General features: G+C 55.3%; 19 protein-coding genes. 1 reads left to right on the top strand and 18 read right to left on the bottom strand.

Annotated elements, in window-relative coordinates; translation table 11 throughout:
* Nucleotides 1-710: 710 nt before the first annotated feature.
* The 4 genes from JT718_RS08295 to JT718_RS08280 all read right to left on the bottom strand — a co-directional run bounded on the left by JT718_RS08295 (nucleotide 711) and on the right by JT718_RS08280 (nucleotide 3,745).
* On the bottom strand, nucleotides 711-1,136 hold the full coding sequence (locus JT718_RS08295) for a RidA family protein (RefSeq protein WP_205501762.1): 426 nt from the start codon (nucleotides 1,134-1,136) through the stop codon (nucleotides 711-713).
* A gap of 113 nt (nucleotides 1,137-1,249) precedes the next feature.
* Nucleotides 1,250-2,554, bottom strand: coding sequence for a hypothetical protein (locus tag JT718_RS08290; RefSeq protein WP_205501761.1), 1,305 nt, complete (start codon nucleotides 2,552-2,554; stop codon nucleotides 1,250-1,252).
* A complete protein-coding gene (locus JT718_RS08285) occupies nucleotides 2,535-3,149 on the bottom strand; it encodes an anti-sigma factor (RefSeq protein ID WP_205501760.1) in 615 nt (204 codons plus the stop codon). Before JT718_RS08285 ends, JT718_RS08290 begins: the two co-directional genes overlap by 20 nt.
* A 35-nt stretch (nucleotides 3,150-3,184) precedes the next feature.
* Nucleotides 3,185-3,745, bottom strand: a complete 561-nt coding sequence (locus tag JT718_RS08280; protein ID WP_205501759.1) for an RNA polymerase sigma factor — start codon at nucleotides 3,743-3,745, stop codon at nucleotides 3,185-3,187.
* 233 nt (nucleotides 3,746-3,978) lie between these two features.
* Between JT718_RS08280 and JT718_RS08275 the strand changes: the two genes are divergently transcribed.
* Nucleotides 3,979-4,926: an alpha/beta fold hydrolase gene (locus tag JT718_RS08275; protein ID WP_205501758.1), complete on the top strand. Its 948-nt coding sequence runs from the start codon at nucleotides 3,979-3,981 to the stop codon at nucleotides 4,924-4,926.
* Here the strand turns inward: JT718_RS08275 and JT718_RS08270 are convergent.
* The 14 genes from JT718_RS08270 to JT718_RS08205 form a co-directional block, all read right to left on the bottom strand.
* Entirely contained in the window at nucleotides 4,923-5,432 is a 510-nt protein-coding gene (locus tag JT718_RS08270) for a DUF4442 domain-containing protein (protein ID WP_205501757.1), read from the bottom strand. The two genes, JT718_RS08275 and JT718_RS08270, sit on opposite strands and share 4 nt — an antisense overlap.
* Before the next feature lie 267 nt (nucleotides 5,433-5,699).
* On the bottom strand, nucleotides 5,700-6,620 hold the full coding sequence (locus JT718_RS08265; protein WP_205501756.1) for an SMP-30/gluconolactonase/LRE family protein: 921 nt from the start codon (nucleotides 6,618-6,620) through the stop codon (nucleotides 5,700-5,702).
* A gap of 218 nt (nucleotides 6,621-6,838) precedes the next feature.
* Nucleotides 6,839-8,410, bottom strand: a complete 1,572-nt coding sequence (gene amaB / locus JT718_RS08260) for an L-piperidine-6-carboxylate dehydrogenase (protein WP_205501755.1) — start codon at nucleotides 8,408-8,410, stop codon at nucleotides 6,839-6,841.
* Between the two features lie 135 nt (nucleotides 8,411-8,545).
* On the bottom strand, nucleotides 8,546-10,036 hold the full coding sequence (locus JT718_RS08255; RefSeq protein WP_205501754.1) for a Do family serine endopeptidase: 1,491 nt from the start codon (nucleotides 10,034-10,036) through the stop codon (nucleotides 8,546-8,548).
* A gap of 188 nt (nucleotides 10,037-10,224) precedes the next feature.
* On the bottom strand, nucleotides 10,225-10,659 hold the full coding sequence (locus tag JT718_RS08250; protein WP_205501753.1) for an Hsp20/alpha crystallin family protein: 435 nt from the start codon (nucleotides 10,657-10,659) through the stop codon (nucleotides 10,225-10,227).
* Between the two features lie 754 nt (nucleotides 10,660-11,413).
* Nucleotides 11,414-12,619: a M20 metallopeptidase family protein gene (locus tag JT718_RS08245; protein ID WP_205501752.1), complete on the bottom strand. Its 1,206-nt coding sequence runs from the start codon at nucleotides 12,617-12,619 to the stop codon at nucleotides 11,414-11,416.
* Nucleotides 12,620-12,761: 142 nt separating this feature from the next.
* On the bottom strand, nucleotides 12,762-13,004 hold the full coding sequence (locus tag JT718_RS08240; protein ID WP_205501751.1) for a hypothetical protein: 243 nt from the start codon (nucleotides 13,002-13,004) through the stop codon (nucleotides 12,762-12,764).
* A gap of 284 nt (nucleotides 13,005-13,288) precedes the next feature.
* Nucleotides 13,289-13,828 (bottom strand): sporulation protein, encoded by a 540-nt coding sequence (locus JT718_RS08235; RefSeq protein WP_205501750.1) that lies wholly within the window; start codon nucleotides 13,826-13,828, stop codon nucleotides 13,289-13,291.
* A gap of 11 nt (nucleotides 13,829-13,839) precedes the next feature.
* Nucleotides 13,840-14,517 (bottom strand): deoxyribose-phosphate aldolase, encoded by a 678-nt coding sequence (gene deoC, locus JT718_RS08230; RefSeq protein WP_240337002.1) that lies wholly within the window; start codon nucleotides 14,515-14,517, stop codon nucleotides 13,840-13,842.
* Complete coding sequence (gene secA / locus JT718_RS08225; protein WP_205501749.1) at nucleotides 14,507-17,887, bottom strand: preprotein translocase subunit SecA; 3,381 nt, start codon at nucleotides 17,885-17,887, stop codon at nucleotides 14,507-14,509. The genes deoC and secA overlap by 11 nt, the downstream gene beginning before the upstream one ends.
* A gap of 409 nt (nucleotides 17,888-18,296) precedes the next feature.
* A complete protein-coding gene (locus JT718_RS08220; protein WP_205501748.1) occupies nucleotides 18,297-20,546 on the bottom strand; it encodes an SDR family oxidoreductase in 2,250 nt (749 codons plus the stop codon).
* Nucleotides 20,533-21,729, bottom strand: a complete 1,197-nt coding sequence (glf, locus tag JT718_RS08215; RefSeq protein WP_205501747.1) for a UDP-galactopyranose mutase — start codon at nucleotides 21,727-21,729, stop codon at nucleotides 20,533-20,535. The genes JT718_RS08220 and glf overlap by 14 nt, the downstream gene beginning before the upstream one ends.
* Before the next feature lie 168 nt (nucleotides 21,730-21,897).
* Nucleotides 21,898-23,187, bottom strand: a complete 1,290-nt coding sequence (locus tag JT718_RS08210) for a glycosyltransferase family 1 protein (protein ID WP_205501746.1) — start codon at nucleotides 23,185-23,187, stop codon at nucleotides 21,898-21,900.
* 219 nt (nucleotides 23,188-23,406) lie between these two features.
* The gene (locus JT718_RS08205; protein WP_205501745.1) at nucleotides 23,407-23,940 is read right to left on the bottom strand and encodes a GNAT family N-acetyltransferase; all 534 of its coding nucleotides are present in this window, start codon (nucleotides 23,938-23,940) and stop codon (nucleotides 23,407-23,409) included.
* Nucleotides 23,941-24,029 lie beyond the last annotated feature (89 nt).

Genomic DNA, 24,029 nt, shown 5'->3' with positions numbered 1-24,029 from the left:
TCAGTCTATGAAAGAACCCGCGGCAGACGTTACCGCCGGCCCCTTGGGTTCTGTACCGCAGCCAGGCAAAATAGGAAACTGCCCGCAGTTATTCCTGTTCTAAGGCTATTTTTTGGAAAACGCCGGCAAAACCCCGGCCTACCTTCAGAAAGGGAAAACGGTCAAGTTATTGCCTCGCTCACCCACATTATAACCAGAGGCGGGGCTAGGGCTCCCAAGGGCCACGGCCCTATCAAGGAACAACTCCTCAAAACAAGCCTTATCAAAAGTAACAGAACGCTGGCGCGAGCGTCCCGCTCGTGTCCGCACGCATGCCGGATGGCTCTTTCTGTGGTTCACAAAGCCGTTACGCTGCCCTATTTCAATGGTTCCCCCTTCTCTTTGTCATCTTGAAAAGATCTTGTGGGCGAACCAGACAAGCCCTGGAGAAACGCTACTGCCGTTCGCGCACAAGATCCTTTCAGGATGACAAAATAGGGGTAACCAATTTGCAAAAATGCCCCAAAGCTACTTTTATGATGGCGCGGAAGTTAATCCTTGACTTGTGCATAAAAGGCACGGAAGTAACTTTCGCGCCATAGAGGTGCAGGGTAAATGCAATCCAAATCACAGAAAGAACCAGCAATGCGTGCGGACACGAGCGGAACGCTCGCGCCAGCGTACTGGAAAGTGTTTAGGGCCTGCTTTCAGTAAAATAGCGCCTAGACGGTTTAAATAGTGGCAATGCACTTCAGTTCAATGGCGATGGGCGTGGGCAGGGCGTTCACCTCTACGGTGGTGCGGCAGGGCTGGCAGTCTTGGAAGTACTCGGCGTAAAGGCGGTTGTAGGTCGGGAAATCGGCTTTCATGTTGGTGAGGAACACCGTCACGTCTACCAGGTTTTCCCAGGCCGAGCCGGCCTCCTCCAGAATGGTGCGCACGTTCTTGAACACCGAGTGGCACTGCGCCTCTATGTCATAGCTGAGGAGGTTGCCTTCGGGGTCCAGGGTTACCCCGGGTATTTGTTTGGTGCCTTTCTCGCGGGGGCCCACGCCTGAAAGGAACAAGAGATTGCCCACGCGGCGGGCGTGCGGGTACAAGCCCACGGGCTCGGGCGCCTTGGAGGCATGCACCCTCTCGGCCTGATTCTGGTCCATAGTCTTAGTAGGTTTACGGGCTGTTTCTTCTAAATTAACCTAAAAACAGGCTAATAAAAAAAAGCAGGCCCGCCGGGGACCTGCTCTCTCTGTACACACGTTACACCAATGGATCAATAGAACTGCACGTTGCCGTACCGGCTGTTCACGCTTACGGTTCCTCTGGGCGAGGCTTTGCCGTACTTGCCCTTGTAGGAGGCAGAGGTGTTCTTTACCTCCCTGAAGCTAAAGTCTACCAGGTTCTGGTCTACCTTCAGGTTGCTGTAATCGGTGTTCACGTCAAAGTTGAAGGCGCTTTTATCGGCGAAGCCCAGTTTCACAGAGGTGTAGCCGCTGGTCACGTCTACTTTCTTGAAATTCTGGTCAATGCTGCCAATCTCAAACTTAGAGCAGTACTTCACCTCCATGCCGGCCGAGCCCTTGAGGTTATCAATCACGAAGGACGAGTAACTGCCCTTGCCATTCACCTGGTTCACGCTGCCCACCTTGAACACGCGGTCATAGCGGCTCTCCACGTTCAGGTCTTCCACGCGGTCAATGCTCACGGCGCTGTAGGCGGTGTAGGCGTTGATGGTCTCGCCCCCGTTCAGGCGCAGGGCCGAGTACTTGATGGCCAGGTCGCCTCCCCTCAGGTACCCAATCTGGCACTCGCCGCTGCTGTAATCAATGGAGATTTTATTGGCGCGGTTGTTCAGGCGGCCGGCGGTGAGCTTGCCGTAGCGGGTGCACAGTTCGGTGGGGCCGTCCAGGTCGGGGAGCTGCACGGAGCCGTACTTGTTGGTGACCCGCAACGGGTTGGCCCGGGGCATTTTCACCAGGTAATTGATCTCAAAGCTCTTCTGGGTGCTGCTTCTGATGTGCATGGGCTCGCGCTCGGTCACAAAGGAAATCAAACCACTCGCCCGCTCATCACTCACCCGCACATTAATCTTGTCCAGGATTTCCTGCGCCTTGGACTCCATTTCGGCCCGGGCAATGATGGTCACTTCCACCACCACTTCGGGGCGGGTCCAGGTCTGCACGTTCACCAGGCCAAACTGGTTGTCAATGCTCAGTTTGTCTGAGCTCTTCACCTTGAACGAGCGGTTCACGCTTTTCACTTTCTCATGCGGGAAAGCTGGTGAAGGCTGCGCCGAAGTCTGGCCCGTGCCGGAGGTGGGCTCCGGGTCTGGCTGGCCCGTAACGGGCGTATGGTCTTGCGAATACAGGGCTCCCAGCGAGGCCAGGGCGTGGCCCACGGCGGCCGAAGCCTGCACATTGACGGTACCAGGGCACCTGGCGGGGGCCTTTACCACCACCGCCACCTTAGGGGCCGGTGCAACCTCTGGCACAGGAACCATCTGGGCCTGTCCGCTTGCCGAGGAGGAAAAGAGACTGGCCGCAAACAGGAGGGTTATACTAGATAGAAGTAGTTTCATTGGGTACTTGTTTTTTCACTTGCTGTATGTTTTCAAGAACCTGTAACTGCCGGTTCAGAATGGCGATTCGCATTTTTAAGTTGTCACGCATAGCCTCTACTACCACATCTTTGTTAGGCGTGGTGTAAAGTTCTTTTTTAAGCTCTGTGTAAGCCGAGTCCAGGGTGGCTGCTTCCCGCTCCCACTCCTTGTCCATGCCCAAGGCTTTCAGGTCATACTCTCTCAGTTGGGCTTCCTTCTGTTCAATCACACTGGCAAAGCGGGTTTCAAGCTGAGGCACCTCCGGGGCTATTTTCTCCAGCGGAACGGGTTGCGTGGCAGCCACCGTTCCCGATGGCTGCGCCCCATTGTTCATGTAATAGTAGGCCGAAAAGGCTACCATAATCAGCATGGCCACGGCGGCGGCGTACCGCCAGGCATGGTGCCAATTGATGGAGATCACCCTGGCTTCTCTCTCTGGTTCAACGGCCATAGTGGGCTTCACCTCCTCCTGCTGCAGCTCGGCGGCAATGTCCTGCCAGAGATCCGGTCGAGGGGTGAAGGTGTCAAACTCGTCTCGGTGGGCCTGTACAAAATCCTTTAATCTATCTTTCATATGCACTTACTCGTTTTTGAGGTATTTTCTCTAAATCAGCTAAAAAATGACTGTTCCTGCATGAGGCTCAGCAATTTCTTGCGGGCCCTGCTGTACTGCGACTTGGAGGTAGCCTCACTTATACTCAGGATCTCGGCTATCTCGCCGTGATCGTAACCTTCCAATAGGTACAAGGTGAGCACCACCCGATAGCCATCAGGCAAGGACTGAATGGCTTTCTTGATGGTCTCCACTTTGTAATCCATGTCTTCCTGGTCATACTCCGGGGCTTCCTCGGCGAAGTCCTGGAAATCGTCCATCGGTTCTACCTGCAGGCGCCGGCTGCGCACTTTGGTGATGGACTTGTTAATGACGATGCGCTTTAGCCAACTGCCAAAGGTGGAATCTCCCTTGAAGGTGTGCAGCTCCCTGAACGCGCTCAGGAACGATTCCTGCAAGACATCCTCTGCCTCTGTATAATCATTGGTAATGCGCATGCTCACGTTGAACATGGACTTACTGTAGAGCTTGTACAGCTCATACTGCGCCTTACGGTCGCCCTCCTTGCAGCGGGCTACTATATGCGCGTTAACGTCGGTGTATTCCAGCGTCTCCAAATTGCTACCTTTTAAGGCTCATCATGATGGTAATCTAGTAACAGCAAAACCCGGAACAACACCAACCTCACGCAGAGCCTTCAGACGCTCTCTTGTTCCTAACTTCTACCCTAAAGACACCCGTTTATGCCAAGGGTTGCACGGTGCTCCAAAAAATTTATGGGGTATTTCTCTACATCAATTTATCTATTTTATTTCTCACTTTTGCCTAAAATCTAACCCTATTTGAACCTATGAAAGCTCGTTTTTCCTTTATTCTGATGTTCGTGCTGGGCATCAGTCTCTCTGCCGCCTTGGCGCAGACCAAACCAACCGCTTCTGCCCCAAAGGAAATGCGCCTGACAATGACCGACGGTACCGAACTGTATGTGAAAGTCTCGGGCAAGGGCCGGCCCTGCCTGTTCATCCACGGCGGACCGGGCGCGTGGAGCCACTCGTTTGAAGTGCTGGGCATCAACTCCCTGGAAGATTCTCTGCAGATGATTTATGTAGACCAGCGCGGCAGCGGCCGGTCTGGCAAATCGCCCAGCGGTAACTACAGCCTGCACCGCGTAGCCCAGGACTTTGACGAGGTACGCCAGCAGTTAGGCCATAGCAAATGGACGGTGCTGGCTCATTCGTTCGGGGGCATTCTGGCCACGGAGTACGCCTATTACTATCCGCAGACCATCTCCAGAATGGTTTTATTGAGCGCCACCCTGCACCTAGAGCCGTCTATGCACGCCCAGATCAACCGCGGCGTGGAACTGCTGAAACCCGAGGACACCGCTCCGTTCCTGGACACCAACAAACCAATCTTTGACCGTTTTATGGCCATTATCCAGACCTTGAACCAAAAAGACATGTACCACCAGCTCATGTACACTACCAGTGATGGATTGAAGAAGATGAACGAGGAAGACGCCAAACGCCCCGGCAACTACAGTTTTGGACAGGCCTGGTCTAATTACCCCGAGTATTTCCAGGACTTCACCGAAGTCTCAAGACACCTGAAAATGCCGGTGCTGGTGATTTCCGGCCAGCAGGATTTCTCCATCGGGCCAAACCACTACAAGAGCTTCAAATTCCCGAACCAGACCACCGTTTCCATGCCGGGTGGCCACGTGATTTACCTGGAGCAGAATGCCCAGTTCCAGAAGGTAGTGAAAGAGTTCTTGAAGAAAACCAGCCGTAAGTCTTAACCTTTTTTGGTTCTGGCTTTGTAGGACCACGTGATGCGGAAGCGGGCCACTTCCTCGCCTTGCGCATCACGGCCAATGCTGAGCGCCTGCACCTGCTGCCCCTCGCCGGTAACCTGGGCCTGGTGCACGGCGGCGGCGATGGCCGCACCATCGGTGCAGGTGAAGGTGATAGTACCCACGGCTTTTTTGGTGAACTCGGCCTCCATGTGCACCACCAGCATAGACACTGACGGATGAGCCCGGTACAAATACATCAAGCTCAACACCCCGGAGGCCATTTCGGCGGCCATGCTCAGACAAGCGAAGTAGATGGATTTGAACGGATTTTTAGTGAGATAGCCGTACTCAACGGTCACCTGCGCCTCATGGTCGGTGAGTTTCTTCATCCTGACGCCCGCCAGATACGCCATGGGTAGGTTCTTGAACAAGAACAGCCTCAGTTTCACGGGCCGGGAAATTAACCGGCGGAAAGCGGCGGTGGAAGAAACAGGCGTTGAGGTAGGCATAGGCAAAGGCTGAAGTTCAATAGTAAAATAGCGATTCTGCTGCACTTTAAGAAATTACGCCTAACTGTTAAGCAGCGTTTTCTGTCCCTTTTCTGATAAACTGCCCTAAAACAGGAAAGCCCAAGCCGTTTGCACCGACTTGGGCTTTCCTGTTTACTTCCCAGATAACTTAACAAGTAGTAGCGATCTCGGCTTGCCACAACTTTTCTGAGCTGTTTTCGCGAAAACAAGGCTAAAACAGCTTCTTTTTAGGGTGAAGCAAAAGCTTCAATTCCCGCCTTTCACCTTCATTTTCACTCCGTACACAGCTCCCATGGCCGTGATAAAGAGCGTGGAGCGGTCTTTTCCGCCGAACGTCACGTTGGCAGTCCAGTTCTCGGGAACGGGAATCTGCGCAATCTGCTGGCCCTCTTTGTCAAACACGGTCACGCCCTTGCCAGTGAGGTACACGTTGCCTTGGTTGTCAATCGTCATCCCGTCAGAACCCATATTGGCAAACAGCTTCTTGTTAGCCAGAGAACCATCGGCATTGATGGTGTACACATAGGTTTTATTGGCGTCAATATCTGCCACGTACAGCTTCTTGCCGTCAGGGGTGCCTATGATTCCGTTGGGCTTCACCAAGCTTTCTTCTACGGGGATAAACCGCGACCTATCTGGACTGAGATAGTACACGTACTCGCCATTTTGCTGACGTTCGGGATTTCGGGTCCAGTAGTCTCGTTTGTACAAGGGATCTGTGAGGTACATAGCCCCCGAGGGAGCAATCCAGAGGTCGTTGGGTCCGTTGAGCAGTTTGCCTGCATAGTCCTTCACCAGCACCGTGGGTTTACCCGCCTGGTCAAAAGACCAGAGCTGGTTGTCCATATCGGCGGCAGCGATGAGGTTGCCTTTCCGGTCAAAATACAGCCCGTTGGAACGACCCGCCTGATCTGTGAACAAGCTGATTTTCCCCGTTTCCGCCGACCATTTGAAGATCTTGTTATTCGGCTGATCGGTGAAGTACACATTTCCTTCACGGTCCACCGCCGGCCCCTCGGTAAAGGAGAAACCATCGCTCAACTTTTCCAGCTTGGCTCCCTTGGCTATTATTGAATTCTTGTCCACCATCTGGGCCGGGAGCAAGGTGGGCAGCAGCAGGATTAAGGCAGCACCCGCCAATACCAGTAAACCAGTTCGTTTCTTCATTGGGTTAGTTTAGAGTCAGTAGTACGAGAAACAAGACACGAAGGCCATTGCCCGTAAACTTTTGAAGGGATAACGGCGCCGTAACTTTTAGCCGCAGCGGGGCTGAAATGACCAAGGGGCCTCAGCAACGAATGCGAGGCCCCTTGGTTCTGGAAACAGGGCAATGGGATTGGAGAAGGGCGGCACATCCTTGCGTGCCCCTGCCTTTCGCTGCAGGATTACAGGTCAAATTTGATACCCTGCGCCAAGGGCAGTTCCCGCCCGAAATTGATGGTATTGGTTTGCCGGCGCATGTAGAACCGCCACGCATCGGAACCCGATTCGCGTCCGCCACCAGTGTCTTTTTCGCCGCCAAACGCCCCGCCAATCTCGGCCCCGGAGGTTCCGATGTTCACGTTGGCAATACCGCAGTCAGAACCCCAGTGGCTCAGGAAGGCTTCGGTTTCAAGTAAATTGGTGGAGAAGATGGACGAGGATAAGCCCTGGCGCACGCCGTTCTGGATTTCGATGGCGTCTTCCACCGAGCCGCTATATTTGATGAGGTACAGAATAGGCGCGAAGGTCTCTTCCTGCACGGTATGGTAATGGTTCTCGGCTTCCACAAGGGCCGGGGTTACGTAGGTGCCGGTGGCGTATTCCTCGCCTTCCAGCACGGTGCCGCCGGTCAACAACTTGCCTCCCTCCTGCTGCACCGTTTCCAGCGCTTTCAGGAAAGCCGCCGTAGCGTCTTTGTCAATGAGCGGGCCTACCAGAATGCCGTCTTTCAACGGGTCCCCGATGGGCAGATTTGGGTACACCTTCAACAGGCGCTCTTTTACTTCGTCATAGATATTCTCGTGGATGATCAGGCGGCGGGTAGAGGTACAGCGCTGTCCGCAGGTACCCACGGCCCCAAACACCACGGCCCGGATGGCCATTTCCAGATCAGCGTTCTCGGTAAGGATGATAGCGTTGTTTCCGCCCAGTTCCAGCAAAGACTTGCCTAAGCGGCGGCCCACGGCCTCGCCTACTTTCTTGCCCATGCGGGTAGACCCGGTAGCCGATACCAATGGTACGCGCTCATCGTGCGCCATTCTACTTCCAATGACCGCATCACCTATGATCACGTTGAACACACCCTCGGGTACCTGGTTCTGCTCCAGCACTTCCTTGATGATGTGCTGACAAGCCACGGCCGTCAAAGGCGTTTTCTCAGAGGGTTTCCACACCACCACATCGCCGCAGATAGCGGCTAGCATGGCGTTCCAGCTCCACACCGCCACCGGGAAGTTGAACGCCGAGATCACGCCCACTACGCCCAACGGATGATACTGCTCATACATGCGGTGCGTAGGGCGCTCTGAGTGCATGGTGTAGCCGTGCAGCTGCCTGGACAAGCCCACCGCGAAATCACAGATGTCAATCATTTCCTGCACTTCGCCCAAGCCTTCCTGCAGGATCTTGCCCATCTCATAGCTCACCAGTTTGCCCAATGGCTCTTTGTACTCGCGCAGCTTCTGGCCTATCTGGCGCACTACTTCGCCACGCTTGGGCGAAGGCCATTTGCGCCACTCCAGAAATGCCTTCTGCGCTACCGTAATGACCTGGTCGTAGTCTTCTTCCGTTGCCATGTTTACAGAGGCGATCAGCTCGCCGTTGGTAGGAGAATGGATGGCGCGGGTTTCAGCGTTATTTTGGCCGCCCCAGTTCAGGCCGGTACTATAGGCGGGATTGGTTTCCTGGATTCCCAATTGGGCCAGCAGGTTGGTTATTGTTTCTTGCAGCGGGGCTGCCTGGGTGAGTTGTGCCATAGTTTATCAGGATTGGAGAAATGAAAGCTCTAGTTTAGGCCTTTCCGGCAACATAAGAAAACAAAAAAGCTCCTGCCTTGGGGCAGGAGCTTTAAGAAGCCGTTTACAGGCTATTTTTCTAAAAAGAGGCCCAAATTAGCGGCCAATGGCATAGTATGCTCTGCGACCGTCTGGGTAGACCCCTTCAATGAGCAGACCGCCTCTACGGGTGCTTTTCAGGATCTTGTCTACGTCTTGCGGCGTGCTCACCGGATTACGGTCAATGCTGGTGATAATGAAACCGTCTTTCATGCCGGTCTCGGCAAAGCCGCTCTTCGCCACGCCTTCCACCTTCACCCCGCCGGTGATGTCCAGCTTGTTGAGTTCCTGCTTGCTGGCGGCCTCAAACCGGGCACCGTCAATGGTCATGGACTTGGCGGAGTTTGGATCACGCTTCACAATCTCGGTGCTGCCGCTGGCGTTGCGCAGGGTTACGTTGGCAGTTTTGGTGCTGCCGCCTCTCATGTAGGTTACCTTGATCTTATCGCCGGGGCGGTAACGGGTTACCTGCTCCTGCAGCTGGGCCCCGGTGTTTATTTTCACGCCGTTGATTTCGGTGATCACGTCGCCTTCCTCAATACCGGCGGTTTTGGCGGCACTGTTCTCAGAGAATCCTGCCACGTACACCCCGTTCAGGGTTTTCAGGCTTTTCTCCTTGGCCAGTTCGGCGTTCACTTCCTGCATCTGCACGCCTAACAGGGCGCGCTGCACTTCACCGTATTTGAGGAGGTCATCCACTACCTTGCTTACAATGGAAGAAGGTACGGCAAACGAGTATCCGGCAAAGGAACCAGTCTGCGAGGCAATGGCCGTGTTGATCCCGATAAGGTCACCGTTCAGGTTCACCAGGGCGCCGCCGCTGTTACCGGGGTTCACGGCCGCATCGGTCTGGATGAAGGATTCTACGCTGTAGCTGCCGGCTCCTTGCAAGATGCCTACGTTACGGCCTTTGGCACTCACAATACCGGCCGTTACGGTAGAGTTCAGGTTGAACGGGTTACCCACGGCCAACACCCACTCGCCTACCCGCACGTTGTCTGAGTTGCCGTAGCGCAGCGCCGGCAGGTTATCGGCGTTGATCTTCAGCAGCGCGATGTCGGTATTTGGGTCAGTGCCCACCAGGGTGGCATCAAAGGTGCGTTTGTCGTCCAGGATCACCTGGATTTTATCGGCGCGGTCAATTACGTGGTTGTTGGTCACGATGTAGCCGTTGGAGGCAATGATCACCCCGGAACCGGAGCCCATGGCCGGACCCTGCTGGCGCTGATAGCCCTCAAACTCATCGCCGAAGAAATCACGGAAGAAAGGGTGGATATCGCTTGGGGCCCGGCGGGCCTGCACTTTGTATTCAGTGGTTACGTGCACCACGGCCGGGGTCACCAGCTCCGCGGAGGTAACAAAGTTTAATCCTTCGGGTACGATCACGTTAGACTCGCGCATGGCGCTGGTGTACCGCACATTGGTGTTAGGAAGCTGTTGCCCGGTAGCGGGCGCGTCATCATCCAGCAGTTTATAACTCCCAACGGCAACACCTCCACCTACCATAGCGGAAAGCGCCAGTCCTAACATAAACTGTTTCGTTCTCATATCTTAAGTCAGCTATATAGGTTAATTACTGTAAATTATCTATCTCAGCGTTCAGGAACCCCGTGGTACCGCGTCTTCATAGGTACGTGGGAAACGCTAAAATAGTGAAACTAGTATGGTTAAATCAACAAAGACTAAGCCAAAAAGGCCCCCGAAGGCGCCTTTTTAACTTTTTTTTAACACCGCTGTTATTTCACGGAGATCTGGTGTTTCACCACTTTCTCCTCTACTTTAGGCACCGAGATATGCAGCATGCCATTGTCAAACTGCGCGTCTATGGCGGCCGCGTCTACGTTCTCGGGCAGTTGGAAAGAGCGTCTGAACTTGCCGTACAGGTTCTCTACGCGGTGGAATTTCTGGTCTTTGTTTTCCTGGTTGAACAGGCGCTCACCGCTCACGCGCAGCACGCCCTCCTCAAACTCCACGTTGATGTTTTCTTTCTTCAGGCCCGGTAAGGCCATGTCCAGTTCATAGCTTTTCTCGGTCTCCCACAGGTCTACGGCCGGGGCAAAGCCCTGCACTCTACGCGGACTTACTGCGTCCTGGAAGAAGGTATCAAGCAGGCTGCTGAAGGTCTGGGGAACTCTGTTTGGTACTACCGGATGTTGTTTTACAGTTGCCATTGTCTTTATTTCTAATGTTTTATGTTGCCATTTCAATTGGATACTTACCTATCTATAAATTCTGTACCAATTGGAAAACCAAGGCATTTACTGCCATAAAGACATATAAAAATCACATCAATTTCGCATATTAAGACATTCTGTCTTTAACAAAGCCTTTCTTCGGCACCGACCCAGGCCAGATAGGCTTCTAATGCTTAAGGCACCCTACCTAAGCAGTGCCGAGTTCACTAATTGAGCGGCGGCAAATTCTGGGTTTCTTGATTCGTTGGGTTAGGTTGAACACCAAGGATCAACCTGGCAAACGTGCGAAGGGCGAGTACTGATTTACGTAACAGGAGTTAACGGCTTGAGGTAACCGGAGGAGCAGATGGGATTGTTGGTGAGAACACCAACAACGGCGAAGATGGCGAAACGGCGAACAGAAATAAAAGATTAGAAAGGACGGCAGTAGGAAGAAATCTCGCTTTAAGTGTTCTTGAGGTTTTCGCTTCATTGATTTACAAACTTCAGCCTATGGTAGGTCCAAGTCACAGACATGAACTAGAATCAGAAGGACAAGAAAACGTCATCATCTCTCCTGCCCACTTTAAAGAGGGTCTCTGCTTTAGGAAGCGTAGTTCAGATTGTTGGTGAGAACATTTACAAGGTCAGACTACCAGACAAAAAAGACTCCTGCGTTTTCAGGCTCATTTCTGAAATAAAGCCTGAAAACGCGGGAGTCTTTTTGACCTAATTATTGACCTAAAAAAAACTATGCTTTGGAAGCCAGTTCCTGAAGTTCATGGATGGCCAGCCAGGCCATGAGGCCGCTGCCTACTTCCAGGGCAGCTTCGTCAATATTGAACGTGGGGGTGTGCACGCCCGAGGTAATGCCCTGCTCTTCGTTACGCGTACCCAGGCGGTAGAAGCAGGCATCGGTTTGCTGGGAGTAATAGGCGAAGTCCTCGGCGGCCATCCACATGTCCAGTTCCACCACGTTCTCGGGGCCCAAATACGCCTCGGCGGCGGCGCGCGCGCGGGAAACCAGGGCCGGATCGTTCTTCAGGAAGGGGTAGCCGTCCATGATGTTGATCTCGCAGGAACCGCCCATGCTTTCGCACAGCCCCTCGGCCAGCTTCCTGATCTTCTGCTTGGCCTCGGCGCGCCAGCTTTCGTCCATGGTTCTAAAGGTGCCTTCTATTTTCACCTCGCCGGGAATCACGTTGGTAGCGCCGTTGGCGATCACTTTTCCAAACGACAGCACCGATGGTACCTTTGGGTTGGCCCGGCGGCTCACAATCTGCTGCAGCGCCACCAACAGGTGCGCCGAGATCAACACCGGGTCCACCAGCTGCTCGGGCAAGCCGCCGTGGCCGCCTTTGCCTTTCACGGTGATGTAAATTTCATCGGCCGAGGCCATGTACATGCCTGAGCGGAACCCCACTTTGCCGGCGGGCAAGAACGGAAACACGTGCTGGCCCAGGATGCTCTGCGGCGCGGGGTTCTGCAGCACGCCTTCCTTGATCATGAGAGAAGCGCCTCCCGGAAATTTTTCCTCGCCGGGTTGGAAGATCAGCTTCACCGTGCCCTCAAACTCATCTTTGAGTTCCTGCAGAATGCGGGCGGTGGTCAGGAGCGAAGACGTGTGCACGTCATGGCCGCAGGCGTGCATCACGCCTTGGTTCTTAGATTTGTACGCCACGTCATTAGTCTCCAGGATGGGCAGGGCATCCAGGTCGGCGCGCAGGGCGGTGGTGGCTTTCTCGGGGTTCCGGCCTTTGACCAAGGCCACTACGCCGGTTTCGGTGAGGCGCTGCGGCTCCAGCCCGTATTCCTGCAGTTTCCGGAACACGTACGCCGAGGTCTCAAACTCCTGGAAAGAAAGCTCGGGGTGCTGGTGCAGGTGGTGCCGGGTGGCAATGGTGTCCTGGGCGTATTTTTGAGCGAGTTGCTGGATATGACGTGCAAGTTGTGGCATGGTAGAAACAAGATTCTGTGCCCGCAAAGGTACGGCTATAAACCGAAAGTGCTGTTTTTACTGGGTTTTCCTGAAAACCCCGCTAAAACAGGGAGTGCTCTGGATAGCGGTAGCATTCTGGTTCTTCAGAGCTTTTGGAGGCCTAGCGCAGTCTTCTGGCCCGGGCCACTCCCGTGATGGTTAAGTATACCAAGGGTGGGCTGCTCAGCGGACTGAGGGACAAAAAGCCTTCCTCGGCCAGCTCCTGGCAAAGCGACAGTACCTGCTCCAGGGAAAGCTGGGTATCCAGGGCCAACTGGCGGGAAGACGTAGGGTGATCTTCCGGCTCCGGGAAATCCCTCACTTTCTGAAACAAGTGTGCCAAAATCAAGTCCCTTTCGTTCATAGCGTTTCAGGCTCCCTGCCTTTGTATAAAGCTACGGGGTAACCTGCTCCGCTTCTGCACTTGGTTAGCACAATTAAGTATTTACCTCTTAATTTTCCGTATCTCCCCCCCCCCGCCATACGTACATTTCGCGGTTCTCTGGTGTATGTACCTAGCTGCATTGGCTGCGGGTGGCCATACACACCTCTGTCCGCTGCTTGAGCCCCAAAAAACACAACCGCCGTTTTAGGGCTGTTTTCTGAGAAATTGTCCTAAAACGGCGGTTGTGGCCAGGCGGCGTAGCCTTACTTGGGTATGTTGATGGTTTCCTGCACCAGCAGGGCATTGGGCAACAGGTCCTGGATCTTGGCCAGGGCGGCCTGTGCCTCCACGCGGGTAAAGAAGTCTCCTATCTTTAGCTGGTACGTGGGCTGCTTGTACGTGAGGTAGTCCTTGGCTTCGGGCAACCGCTGAATTAAGTTGTTGCGCAGGGTCATGGCCGTGTTGCGCTCAATGCCGGTGTAGGCCAGAATGCGGTACCCCGCCGCGTACTTGATGTTTTTGTTGGCCTGCGCCACGCTGTCCATGAGCACACTTACCTGCTCCCGCACGTGGTGGGTGGGCGCCGCTGGTGCCGCCGGGGCTGAGGCGTGCGAAGGGGCTGCCGGAAAGGTGGTGCGGTATTTCCTGGTGTCTATGTTGGGAGCCGTGCCGCTGCCCCGTTTCTCTGCACGCGTCTCTTCCGTCACCGACCCATTGCCGTTGGAGGTGCTGGTACTGCTGCTGGTGGCCGCGCAACTCATCATGGCGCCCAGGCAGAGGAAGGTAAAAAATCTGGCTGTCATGTTTCTCCAAGTCATAGCAATGAAACGCCGGAGGATGTTCCAATCCGGTCTGCTCCTGCGTTCACCAACGCAAGGGCGGCTTCCTTGGTTTTGATTCCGCCCGAGGCTTTGATCTTTATGTGTTTGGGTAGGTTGGCGCGCATGAGCAGCACGTCTTCAATCTGGGCACCGGCAGCAGCAAACCCGGTAGAGGTTTTCACGTAGTCTACCTCGGCCTCTACGCAAAGCCGGCAGACCTGCACAATTTCCTCCGGGGTGAGCAAGGCGGTTTCAATGATCACCTTCAGGATGGAATTGCGGAAGTGGCACAGCGTGCTGAGTTCCTGCAGTTCAGACACCACCTCCTCATGCTTGCCCGACTTGAACGCGGCGATGTTCATGACCACGTCAATCTCGTTGGCGCCTTCAGACAGGGCCTGGTGCGCCTCAAAGAACTTCACCTTGGTTAGCTGGTAGCCCAGCGGGAAACCCACTACGGTGGCCACTTTCACGCCGGTGTCCTGCAGGGCGGCTACCGCCTGCCGCACAAAGCAAGGTGGCACGCACACTGCCGCGAACCGATGCTGAATCGCTTCCTGGCAGAGTTGTGCCACCATGGCTTGGGTGGTATCAGGCCTGAGCACCGTATGGTCTATGTACGGTGCCAGGCTCTGTTCCGGAAAAATGGGTACGTTTACGTTAGTCTTCAATGAGTACGCAACGGTTGTTGAGCAAATCGTTTTCTACGTTTTTGAACTTTACGTCTTTGAGCACGCGGCCGTCTGAGTACATCACGTTCACGCGGTCGTTGCGGCCGGCATGCTTCTCTGCTCTGATGGGCATCTGCTTGGGAGCAGCGGCCTGGGGCATAGACGGCATGCCTTGCGTTGGTTCTTCCAGCGTAGAATGCACTTCTTCTTTCTGCTCATGCAGCTTAGGCATTTTAGGCGCCTGCGGCTGACGGGCTTCCTGCACCGGGGCGGGTTGCTCCTGCTGGATTGGAAGGTCTGCCTTGAACAGGAAGGAAACGGTTTCTTCGTTCACCTTGCTGATCATGCGCTTGAACAGCTCAAAAGACTCAAATTTGTAGATCAACAACGGATCTTTCTGCTCATACACCGCATTCTGCACGCTCTGCTTCAGGTCGTCCATCTCACGCAGGTGCTGCGTCCAGGCTTGGTCAATGGTAGCCAGCGTGATCACTTTCTCTACCGTCTTGATCAGCTCACGGCCGTGGGTGTTCACCACTTTCTCCAGGTTGGCAATGGCGGTGATTTGTCTGCGCCCATCGGTGAACGGCACGGCAATGTTCTCAATCATAGGCCCGCGGTTCTCGTAGATATCGGCCATGATGGGGGCCGAGTTCTCCATGATCTGCTGGTTCTTGGCCAGGTAGAAATCAAGCGCCTCGTTGTACAGGCGGTCCATCAGCACGTCAGCCGACTGGTTGGTTAACTCAGAGGCCGTGATGCCGGAGTTGAAGCCGTATACCCTGATGATGTGCAGCAGGAAGTCTTCGTGGTTGCCGGTGGCTTTGTAGGTTTGCACGATGTCCTCGGCCACGTCATAGATCATGTTCCAGATGTCCAGCTCCAGACGCTCGCCGTAGAGGGCGTTGCGGCGGCGCTTGTACACCACCTCGCGCTGGGCGTTCATCACGTCATCGTACTCCAACAGGCGCTTGCGGGTACCGAAGTTGTTCTCCTCCACTTTCTTCTGCGCTCTCTCAATAGAGTTGGTGATCATGGAGTGCTGAATCACTTCGCCTTCCTCTAGCCCCATGCGGTCCATCAGGCGGGCAATGCGGTCAGACCCGAACAGGCGCATCAGGCTGTCCTCCAAAGACACGAAGAACTGCGAAGATCCCGGGTCACCCTGACGACCGGCCCGACCACGCAACTGACGGTCTACGCGGCGCGACTCGTGGCGCTCGGTACCAATAATAGCCAGACCACCCGCCGCTTTGGACTCTGGGGTCAGCTTGATGTCGGTACCACGGCCGGCCATGTTGGTGGCAATGGTCACGGTGCTTGGTTTACCGGCCTCGGCCACAATCTCGGCCTCGCGCTGGTGCTGTTTCGCGTTCAGGACCTGGTGCGGAATGCCGCGCATCTTCAACATACGGCTTACCAGTTCAGAGATCTCTACCGAAGTGGTACCCACCAGCACCGGACGCCCGGCCTGGGTCAACTGCTGAATCTCTTCGGCCACGGCGTTGTATTTCTCACGGGTGGTTTTGTATACCTTGTCGTGCTCGTCTTTGCGCTGGGCCGGGCGGTTGGTTGGAATCACCACCACGTCCAGTTTATAGATTTCCCAGAACTCACCGGCTTCGGTCTCGGCGGTACCGGTCATACCGGCCAGTTTGTGGTACATTCTAAAGTAGTTCTGCAAGGTCACCGTCGCGTAGGTTTGCGTGGCGTCTTCCACGCGCACGTTTTCCTTGGCTTCAATGGCCTGGTGCAACCCGTCTGAGTAACGACGGCCTTCCATCACGCGGCCAGTCTGCTCGTCTACGATCTTCACCTTGCGGTCTTCGGTCACGATGTACTCTACATCTTTCTCAAACAAGGTGTAGGCTTTGAGCAACTGGTTGATGGTGTGCACCCGCTGCGACTTCTCCTGGTACTCCTGAATCAGGCGCTCTTTCTGGTGCAGTTTCTCATCGGCAGACAGCTCTTTGTGGTTTTCTATGTTAGCCAACTCCGTCCCGATGTCTGGCAGGATGAACAGGTGCGGGTCTTCGCCCTGACCGGTGATCAGGTCAATGCCTTTCTCGGTGAGCTCAATCTGGTTGTGCTTCTCGTCAATGGTGAAAAACAAAGGCTTGTCGGCCTCCGGCATCTGACGGGCGTGGTCCTGCAGGTAGAAGGCTTCGGTCTTCAACAGGATCTGGCGCACGCCGGTCTCGCTCAGGAACTTGATCAGGGGCTTGTTTTTAGGCAAACCACGGTAGGCTCTGAACAGGGCCAGACCGCCTTCTTTCTCGTTTCCTTCTTTGATGAGGCGCTTGGCTTCCACCAGGTAGTTCCCCACCAGTTTCCGCTGGGCTTCTACCAAGGCAGCCACACGGGGCTTCAGCACGTAGAATTCGTGCTCATCGCCGCGCGGCACGGGGCCGGAGATGATCAACGGCGTACGGGCATCGTCAATCAACACAGAGTCTACCTCATCCACCATGGCGTAGTGGTGCTTGCGCTGCACCAGTTCACCCGGCTCGCGGGACATGTTGTCGCGGAGGTAGTCAAACCCGAACTCGTTGTTGGTACCGTAGGTGATGTCTGCTAAATACGCGTTGCGGCGGGCGTCGGTGTTGGGCTGGTGCTTGTCAATGCAGTCAATGGTGATGCCGTGGAACTCAAACAGGGGCGCCATCCACTCAGAGTCACGCTTGGCCAGGTAGTCGTTCACGGTTACCACGTGCACGCCGCGTTTGGCCAGGGCGTTCAGGAACGAGGGCAGCGTTGCCACCAGGGTTTTCCCTTCACCCGTAGCCATCTCGGCAATCTTGCCCTGGTGCAGCACAATACCGCCAATCAGCTGTACGTCATAGTGCACCATGTCCCAGGTTACCTCGTTGCCGGCGGCAATCCATTTGTTCAGCCACACGGCTTTATCGCCCTGAATCTGCACGTTAGGCTTGCGGGCGGCCAGGTTGCGGTCAAAGTCGGTGGCGGTAACCACCAGTTGCCCGTTCTCTTTGTAGCGGCGGGCCGTTTCCTTTACAATGGCAAAGGCCTGGGGCAGTACTTCCATGAGCACCACTTCCAGGTCTTTGTTGCGGTCTTTCTCAAGCTCGTCAATCTGGATGAAGATCTCCTCTTTGGCGGCGATGTCCAGCTCGGGCTCGTTCTCAATGCGCTGGTGCAGCGCGGCTATTTTATCATCAATGGGCTTCAGGCGCTCGGCAATGGTGGCTTGCACCTCCTGCGTACGGTTCCGCAATTGGTCATCAGTGAGAGAAGCCAACTGGGCAAACTCCTGGTTGATGAGCGTCACATACGGCAGTACGCCCTTGATATCCCGGTCCGATTTGGTTCCGAAAATCTTAGCGACCGTCTTCCCAAAAAAATCAAACATAAAGTGTTATTTAAAATGTACTTGATTCAATCTCAAAAATACGCGGTTTTTCCGACAATTTTCTATCTAGCTAAAACAATACCAGTTACGCAATAGTGCCCAGCACCTGACGGAACGTCAGAGAAAGTTGAAATCTGCTAAAAATGCCGAACAAAGACAATATCGTCCCGGTTTTAGGGCCTATTTTTCTGAAAAGGCAAAAAAACGGGAGATACTCAGGTCCCCGCCCCTACCCTCCTGAGTAAGCTCGGCGGGTTGCCTAACGGGTAGGAAGTAAGCCGCTGCTCCCGCACAGACCAGTGCTGAAAAACCAGGATCAGTTGTGGCGCTGCCCCAAAAGCAAAAGCTCCGTTTTCGGCCTGTTTCGCGCGAAACAGGCCGAAAACGGAGCAAAGAAGGGGGAAATGGATTACGCGCCGGCAGACAGTCTTTTCTCTACCGGTACTTCTTCTTCCTGCGGCGGCAAAGACGGCCGCACCGGGAACTCAGTCACCCTCAGGTACCGGTTGAGCGCGTCTTCCACCCCGGGAAGAATGGCCCGTTTGGTGGTGCCCAGCGCAGCGTACGCAGGCCTGGCGGCCGGCCATTGGAAGCTTTCTTTAGGGACAGGTTTCAGCCAGGGACTTGGTTCTAAACCGGCCAGCCTGGCAGCCAGCTCGGCCAATTCGGCCCAGGTGTAGCTGCCCTGGTTGGCCAGGTGCCAGATGCCGCTTTCGCCGTCCAGGAGTAAATCAAGGGTGGCGTTCACCAGGTCGGGCACGTAGGTAGGCGTGATCACCACATCGTTGGCGGCCTGGAACGGGCTCTGCCGTGAGATGGCCCGCAGGGCGTGGTATACAAAGTTGTGCTCGTCCCAGGGCCCGAAGAACGCGCTGGTTCTGATGACCAGGGCCTCGGGCATGACGGCCAGCACCTGCTCCTCGGCCTGGGCCTTGCTGCGCCCGTACACGTTCAGCGGACGGGGTTGGTCTTCCTCGGTGTAAGGGCTCTTTTTTTCACCATCAAACACCAGGTCAGAGGAAAACGTGACCAACCCGATGCCGCGGGCCTGGCAAGCCTGGGCCAGCAGTACCGGACCGGCGGTGTTGCCTTGGAGGCAAGCGTCGGGCTCTTGTTCGGCCTCGTCTACCCGCACGTAGCCGGCGGCGTTGATCACGGCCCAGGGCTTGAATTTAATCAGGGCCTTTTCTACCGATGACGCCTCTGCGATGTTCAGGTCTTGCCGCGTGAGAAGCACATACGGGATGCCCCGCAGGTCACAGATGCGGGCGAAGGCCCGGCCCAGGGTGCCCGTGGCGCCGGTGATCAGGAGCGGCGGCACGGCGGTGCGCTTGGTGAGTTTTGGCGCAGCGCGTATGTCCCACACCTCGGGGCACTCGGCCAGGGGCGGGTATTCGCTGCGGCAGGCGCGCTTCCACCAGCCGGCAATCTTGAGCAAGGGGTGGCGCTCTTGGTTGGTGGTTAGCCCGCTCAGGAACTTAGAGATGGCGGTGCGGGCAGGCACGCCGCCTTTCAGGTCAAACACGCCCACCTCGTAATGGCCGTTTTGCTGGGTAAGCAGGCTGTTCCAGTCATAGGCACCCAGCAGGGTCCAGGCGGTAACGGCCACTATGTTTTTGCCCTGTTTTTGTAAAAACGAAGCAGAATCCCAGACTTCGGCCAGCCAGCGCATCTGTTCCTCTCGGGTGCAACAGAGGTGGGCCTCGGTCACCGCCACCGGAAGGTCATACCGCTCGCACACCTGTTCCAGAATCTTTTGGGCGCCCAAGGGGTTGGCGGCCTGCACGCGCACGGCCTCCACATCGGCGTAGCGTTGCTGGTGGTTGCTGCCGTGCGTGTGCCAGGGATAGTCAATGATGTGTTCGTCCAGGTAGCGCTCACTGGTTACGTAGTAGTTGACCCCAATCACGTCGGGCGGGCAGGGGTTCGCCACCAGGTCCAGCAATACTGCCTCAGGCACCTGGCCGTGCCGCAGGTACTGCCACAACGGGTGCTGCCGGTCTACCTTTCCACAGAGCAGGTCCCAGGAAAGCCAGCGGCGGTGGTTCTCAAAGGCTGCCTGGTACTGCAACGCGGGCGTGCTGTGGGAAAAGCCCAGATCATCGGTCTGGATCAGTTTGGCGTTGGGGTTGATTTCCCTGATGGCCTGCATGGCCAGTTTGGTGGCCACGACCTGGTTGAGCAGGGCTTTCAGGAAGGAGGCATCGTCTTTGGCGTGCGGGTACCATAGCCCGTACAGGGCGCTGAACCGGGCCGTGGTGAGGGGCTCGTTGATGGGGGTGTAATACGTTACCCAGGGAAACTGCTGGGCCACGGCGCGCGCGTACTGCGCAAATTTCTGGGGGAATTCCTCGTCTACGAGGCTGGTATACCGGGGGCCGCTGCCATGATGCAGCAGCCCCACAATAGGTTCTATGCCCAGTTCCCGGAGTCTGGTGAGGCGCTCAGTAGCCCAGGTCCAGTCGTGCTGGTCTGGCTGGTCTGGCGCCACGCTCTCCCACAACACCGGGTACCGGATCTTTTGGATGCCCAGCTCGGCAAACAGATCTAAATCTGAGATCCGCTGGGCATGCCCGCTTTGGACCAACTGATCAAAGTACTGCTCTCCTACTCGGTTTACGGTACACTCAACGCCGCCCCAAAGCTCAATGTTTGCCATTCGTACTCAGTTTGGTGGAACTTCCGTTTAAAGCCTCCCGCACTACTTTGGGCAGCACATCTACGCCATCTACCACCGGCAGGGTGATTTTCTCCTTCTCGGTGAGCTTCTTGTGCAGGGTGAGCGCCTGGGCCACTACCTGGTCCATGTTGTAGTATTTGTAGGTGGCCAGGCGGCCCACAAAGTGTACGTTGGGCGTGGCGTCGGCCAGCTTCTTGTACTTATTGTAGAGCTCGGCGTTCTCTGGCTTTGGCACCGGATAGTAAGGATCTCCCTCAGCCCGTGGGAATTCATACACCAGGCTGGTTTTAGGGTGCTGCTGCCCGGTGAGGTACTTGAACTCGGTGACGCGGGTGTAGAGCTGCTCATTTGGATAATTCACCACGGCTACCGGCTGGAACACTTCTTTGTTCACGGTCTCGTGTTTGAACTCCAGGGAGCGGTACGGCAATTTGCCGTACTTAAAGTCAAAGAACTCGTCTACCGGGCCGGTGTAGATCATCTCCTTGAACGGGATCACGTCTATGATCTCGTGGTAGTCGGTGTTGAGCATGATCTTGATGTTGGGATGGCTGAGCATGTTCTCAAACATCTTGGTGAAGCCGTGCAAGGGCATGGCCTGGTAGGTGTCTGTGAAGTAGCGGTCATCGCGGTTGGTGCGGGTGGGCACGCGCGAGGTCACCGACTTGTCCAACTCAGAGGGGTCCATGCCCCACTGCTTGCGGGTGTAGTTGCGGAAGAACTTCTCATAGAGCTCGCGGCCTACCTTGCTCACCACCACATCTTCTGAGGTCTTCACCACCGGCACCTTCTCGGCCACCGACTCAAACCACTTGTCCAGCTCAAAGGAGGTGAGGTTAAGGCCGTACAGTTTGTTGATGGTGTCCAGGTTGATGGGGATGGGCACCTGCTGCCCGTCTACGCTGGCCAGCACGCGGTGCTCATAGGGGCGCCACTCAGTGAACTGGCCCAGGTACTCAAACACCTCTTTGGAGTTGGTGTGGAAGATATGTGGGCCGTACTTGTGCACCAGAATCCCGTCTTCGTTATAATGATCATAGGCGTTCCCGCCAATGTGGGGGCGTTTATCTATGATTAATACCTTTTTATTGGAATACGTAGCTAATCGCTCGGCTAGTACGCTCCCGGCAAATCCTGCTCCTACAATCAGATAGTCGAACATATAATTATTTGGCTAATTTTTTACATCAGATACTTTTGTTAACGTCATACCAATGCTACTCCTACCCGGGCGGGAGCAAGAGGTAGCCAGGCGTTTTCTGCTGCTTTTGGGGAAATGGCCCCAAAACAGCCGGCAAACGCGCAGATCCTTTTTTAAACTGTACTTTAACTAAGAGGCAGAGCGTTTCTTTTTCTCCTGTGATACGCACTGCATCAGGCGCACCATGTTCTGCCAGGTTTTGTCCCAGGAGATGCCCGCCAGGTAATCGTCGGTCTTGCGCATCCAGCCCTTGTCGTCTTTCTGGCGTAAGGCTTTCTCAATGGCGGCCTCAAACTCTGGGGCCCCGTCTGCTATGTGCACCAAGTTCAGCTCCCCGTAAGGGCGCACCACGTCGCGGATGGAGGTGGACACCACCGGCTTGCCGGCTGCCAGGTACTCTGGGGTTTTAGTAGGGCTGATGTACTTGGTAGAGTCATTATGGGCGAACAGCAGCATGGCCACATCCCAGCCGGCCAGGTAAGCGGGCAGTTCCTGGTAAGATTTACCGCCCAGGTAGTGGATGTTGGCACTGGAAGGCAGGACAGCCGGATCTATTTTCACAACAGGTCCTATGATCACAAACTGCCACTCTGGGTGGGCGGCAGCCACTTCGCGTAGCAATTCAATGTCAAACCGCTCGTCTACCACGCCAAAGAAGCCCATGCGCGGGTGCGGGATGTGGGCCTGGTCGGCGGGGTCTTCCTGCGGTTGGCGGGCCTTGGCAAAGTGCGCCTTGTCAATGCTGCTGGGGAAGGCGTACACTTCTTTGTGCCGGTGCTTTTTGGCCTCATACAGGCTTTGCCCGCCGGTAAACAAGATATCGGCCTTATTGATGAGTTCCTGCTCCAGCTCCAGCAGGCGGGGCGGCGCAAACTTGAACGCCGACAGCTCATCCATGACGTCAAACACCGTGAGCGCGGGCTCAAACTGCCGGGTAAACTCCAGGGCCATGGGCGTATAATACCAGAAAACGGTCTTCTGCAGGTCATGGTCTGCCAGGAAAGCGTTGAGCAGTTCGGCCTGTTTTGCATCTATCTCTGCCGGCGTAAGCCCGGTGGGCAAGTGGGCTACTACAATAGACAGCCGGCCATTCTCCCGCTCCTGCAGCTCCAACCGGGGTTGGGCCCCTTCATGGAAGTAGGGCTCCTCAAAAAAGAAGATGCGGGTATGTTTCGCAAATCTGGACAAAAGGTGCTGCGGACGCTGGTACACAAAGTCCCACCGGAGGTGCGATAAACAGATGATGGCCGAGACAGACGCGAGGTACGTCTCCAGGGTTTGCCCAGAAGCGGGCGCGGGAGACGCTTTAGGAGTATTGGTGGTGATAGAAGAATAGGCACTGGAAGAAGTTACCTCAGATTCAGACGAAGAAGCGCTACTTCCCCTGCCGGGGATGAAATCTGTGTCTAGGTCAAACATACGAAAGCGAGTTAGGATGAGTGGGTTCTTCTAAGAAGACGCAACAAGCGTCTTTTCATTTTCTAACCTAGCTTACGTACACAACTTAAAAAAGGCTACGTTCTTTTGTATTTAGCCTTGAAACCTATAGAAAAACGGGGTGAATTCAGTATAAATTCGCCAATTTTAGATGTGGTTTATTCTGCATGAAAGCTTCCGTATTTGGCACATTCTGTGCCATTACTGGGGCAAAACAGCCGGCAAAATCTTCTGGAATTCCACCACATCCTGCCAGCCCTGGGGTGTTCTCAGCCAATCTTTCCGGATGCCTACCTCCTGGAAACCGGCTTGTTGAAACAGCTTCAGGCTGCCTGCATTGGCTTTGGAAACCGAGCAGTAGAGCTGGTGCAGCTGCAGCGCCTGGGTTACGTATGCCTCCAGCACCTGCAGGGTCTCTGCCCCGTAGCCCTGCCCTCGGTGGCCCTGGGTCAGGGCAATGCCAATGCCGGCGCGCCGGTGCAGGGGCTCAAAGTCAAACAGGTCCACGGTGCCGATGGTGGTGCCGTCCTGCTGCAGGCAGACCATCAGCCGGAGCTGGCGCATGGCATAGATGTCGGCGGAGGCGTTCTCCAGGTACTGCCTCAGTACTTCCCTTGAAAACGGCGCCACCGATAAGCTCACCGGCCACAGGGTGGTGTCGTTCTCAAACTGGTAGAGGAACTCCACATCGGTGGGCTCTGGGGCGCGCAGAAAGATTCTGGGGGTTTGCAGCATGGCGCAGCGGCAGGTTAGAAAAGTTAGGGTAAGGAGATTTCGCGACGTTTTCAGGAAAACGGCCTAAAAACAAGCGTCTGCTTTTGCGG

The sequence above is a fragment of the Rufibacter psychrotolerans genome, assembly GCF_016924645.1.
GTDB lineage: Bacteria > Bacteroidota > Bacteroidia > Cytophagales > Hymenobacteraceae > Nibribacter > Nibribacter psychrotolerans.
The sequence above is the reverse complement of the archived record's forward strand: the minus strand, read 5'-3'. Positions and strand labels throughout refer to the sequence as shown.

Excerpts from the sequence above, each read along its gene's own strand:
- JT718_RS08295 (WP_205501762.1), bottom strand. The coding sequence starts at position 1,136 with ATGGACCAGAATCAGGCCGAGAGGGTGCATGCCTCCAAGGCGCCCGAG.
- JT718_RS08265 (WP_205501756.1), bottom strand. The coding sequence starts at position 6,620 with ATGAAGAAACGAACTGGTTTACTGGTATTGGCGGGTGCTGCCTTAATC.
- JT718_RS08205 (WP_205501745.1), bottom strand. The coding sequence starts at position 23,940 with ATGCTGCAAACCCCCAGAATCTTTCTGCGCGCCCCAGAGCCCACCGAT.
- JT718_RS08290 (WP_205501761.1), bottom strand. The coding sequence starts at position 2,554 with ATGAAACTACTTCTATCTAGTATAACCCTCCTGTTTGCGGCCAGTCTC.
- JT718_RS08240 (WP_205501751.1), bottom strand. The coding sequence starts at position 13,004 with ATGAACGAAAGGGACTTGATTTTGGCACACTTGTTTCAGAAAGTGAGG.
- JT718_RS08270 (WP_205501757.1), bottom strand. The coding sequence starts at position 5,432 with ATGCCTACCTCAACGCCTGTTTCTTCCACCGCCGCTTTCCGCCGGTTA.
- amaB (WP_205501755.1), bottom strand. The coding sequence starts at position 8,410 with ATGGCACAACTCACCCAGGCAGCCCCGCTGCAAGAAACAATAACCAAC.
- JT718_RS08245 (WP_205501752.1), bottom strand. The coding sequence starts at position 12,619 with ATGCCACAACTTGCACGTCATATCCAGCAACTCGCTCAAAAATACGCC.
- JT718_RS08210 (WP_205501746.1), bottom strand. The coding sequence starts at position 23,187 with ATGTTTGACCTAGACACAGATTTCATCCCCGGCAGGGGAAGTAGCGCT.
- JT718_RS08250 (WP_205501753.1), bottom strand. The coding sequence starts at position 10,659 with ATGGCAACTGTAAAACAACATCCGGTAGTACCAAACAGAGTTCCCCAG.
- secA (WP_205501749.1), bottom strand. The coding sequence starts at position 17,887 with ATGTTTGATTTTTTTGGGAAGACGGTCGCTAAGATTTTCGGAACCAAA.
- JT718_RS08285 (WP_205501760.1), bottom strand. The coding sequence starts at position 3,149 with ATGAAAGATAGATTAAAGGATTTTGTACAGGCCCACCGAGACGAGTTT.
- JT718_RS08220 (WP_205501748.1), bottom strand. The coding sequence starts at position 20,546 with ATGGCAAACATTGAGCTTTGGGGCGGCGTTGAGTGTACCGTAAACCGA.
- JT718_RS08235 (WP_205501750.1), bottom strand. The coding sequence starts at position 13,828 with ATGACAGCCAGATTTTTTACCTTCCTCTGCCTGGGCGCCATGATGAGT.
- JT718_RS08275 (WP_205501758.1), top strand. The coding sequence starts at position 3,979 with ATGAAAGCTCGTTTTTCCTTTATTCTGATGTTCGTGCTGGGCATCAGT.
- JT718_RS08255 (WP_205501754.1), bottom strand. The coding sequence starts at position 10,036 with ATGAGAACGAAACAGTTTATGTTAGGACTGGCGCTTTCCGCTATGGTA.
- glf (WP_205501747.1), bottom strand. The coding sequence starts at position 21,729 with ATGTTCGACTATCTGATTGTAGGAGCAGGATTTGCCGGGAGCGTACTA.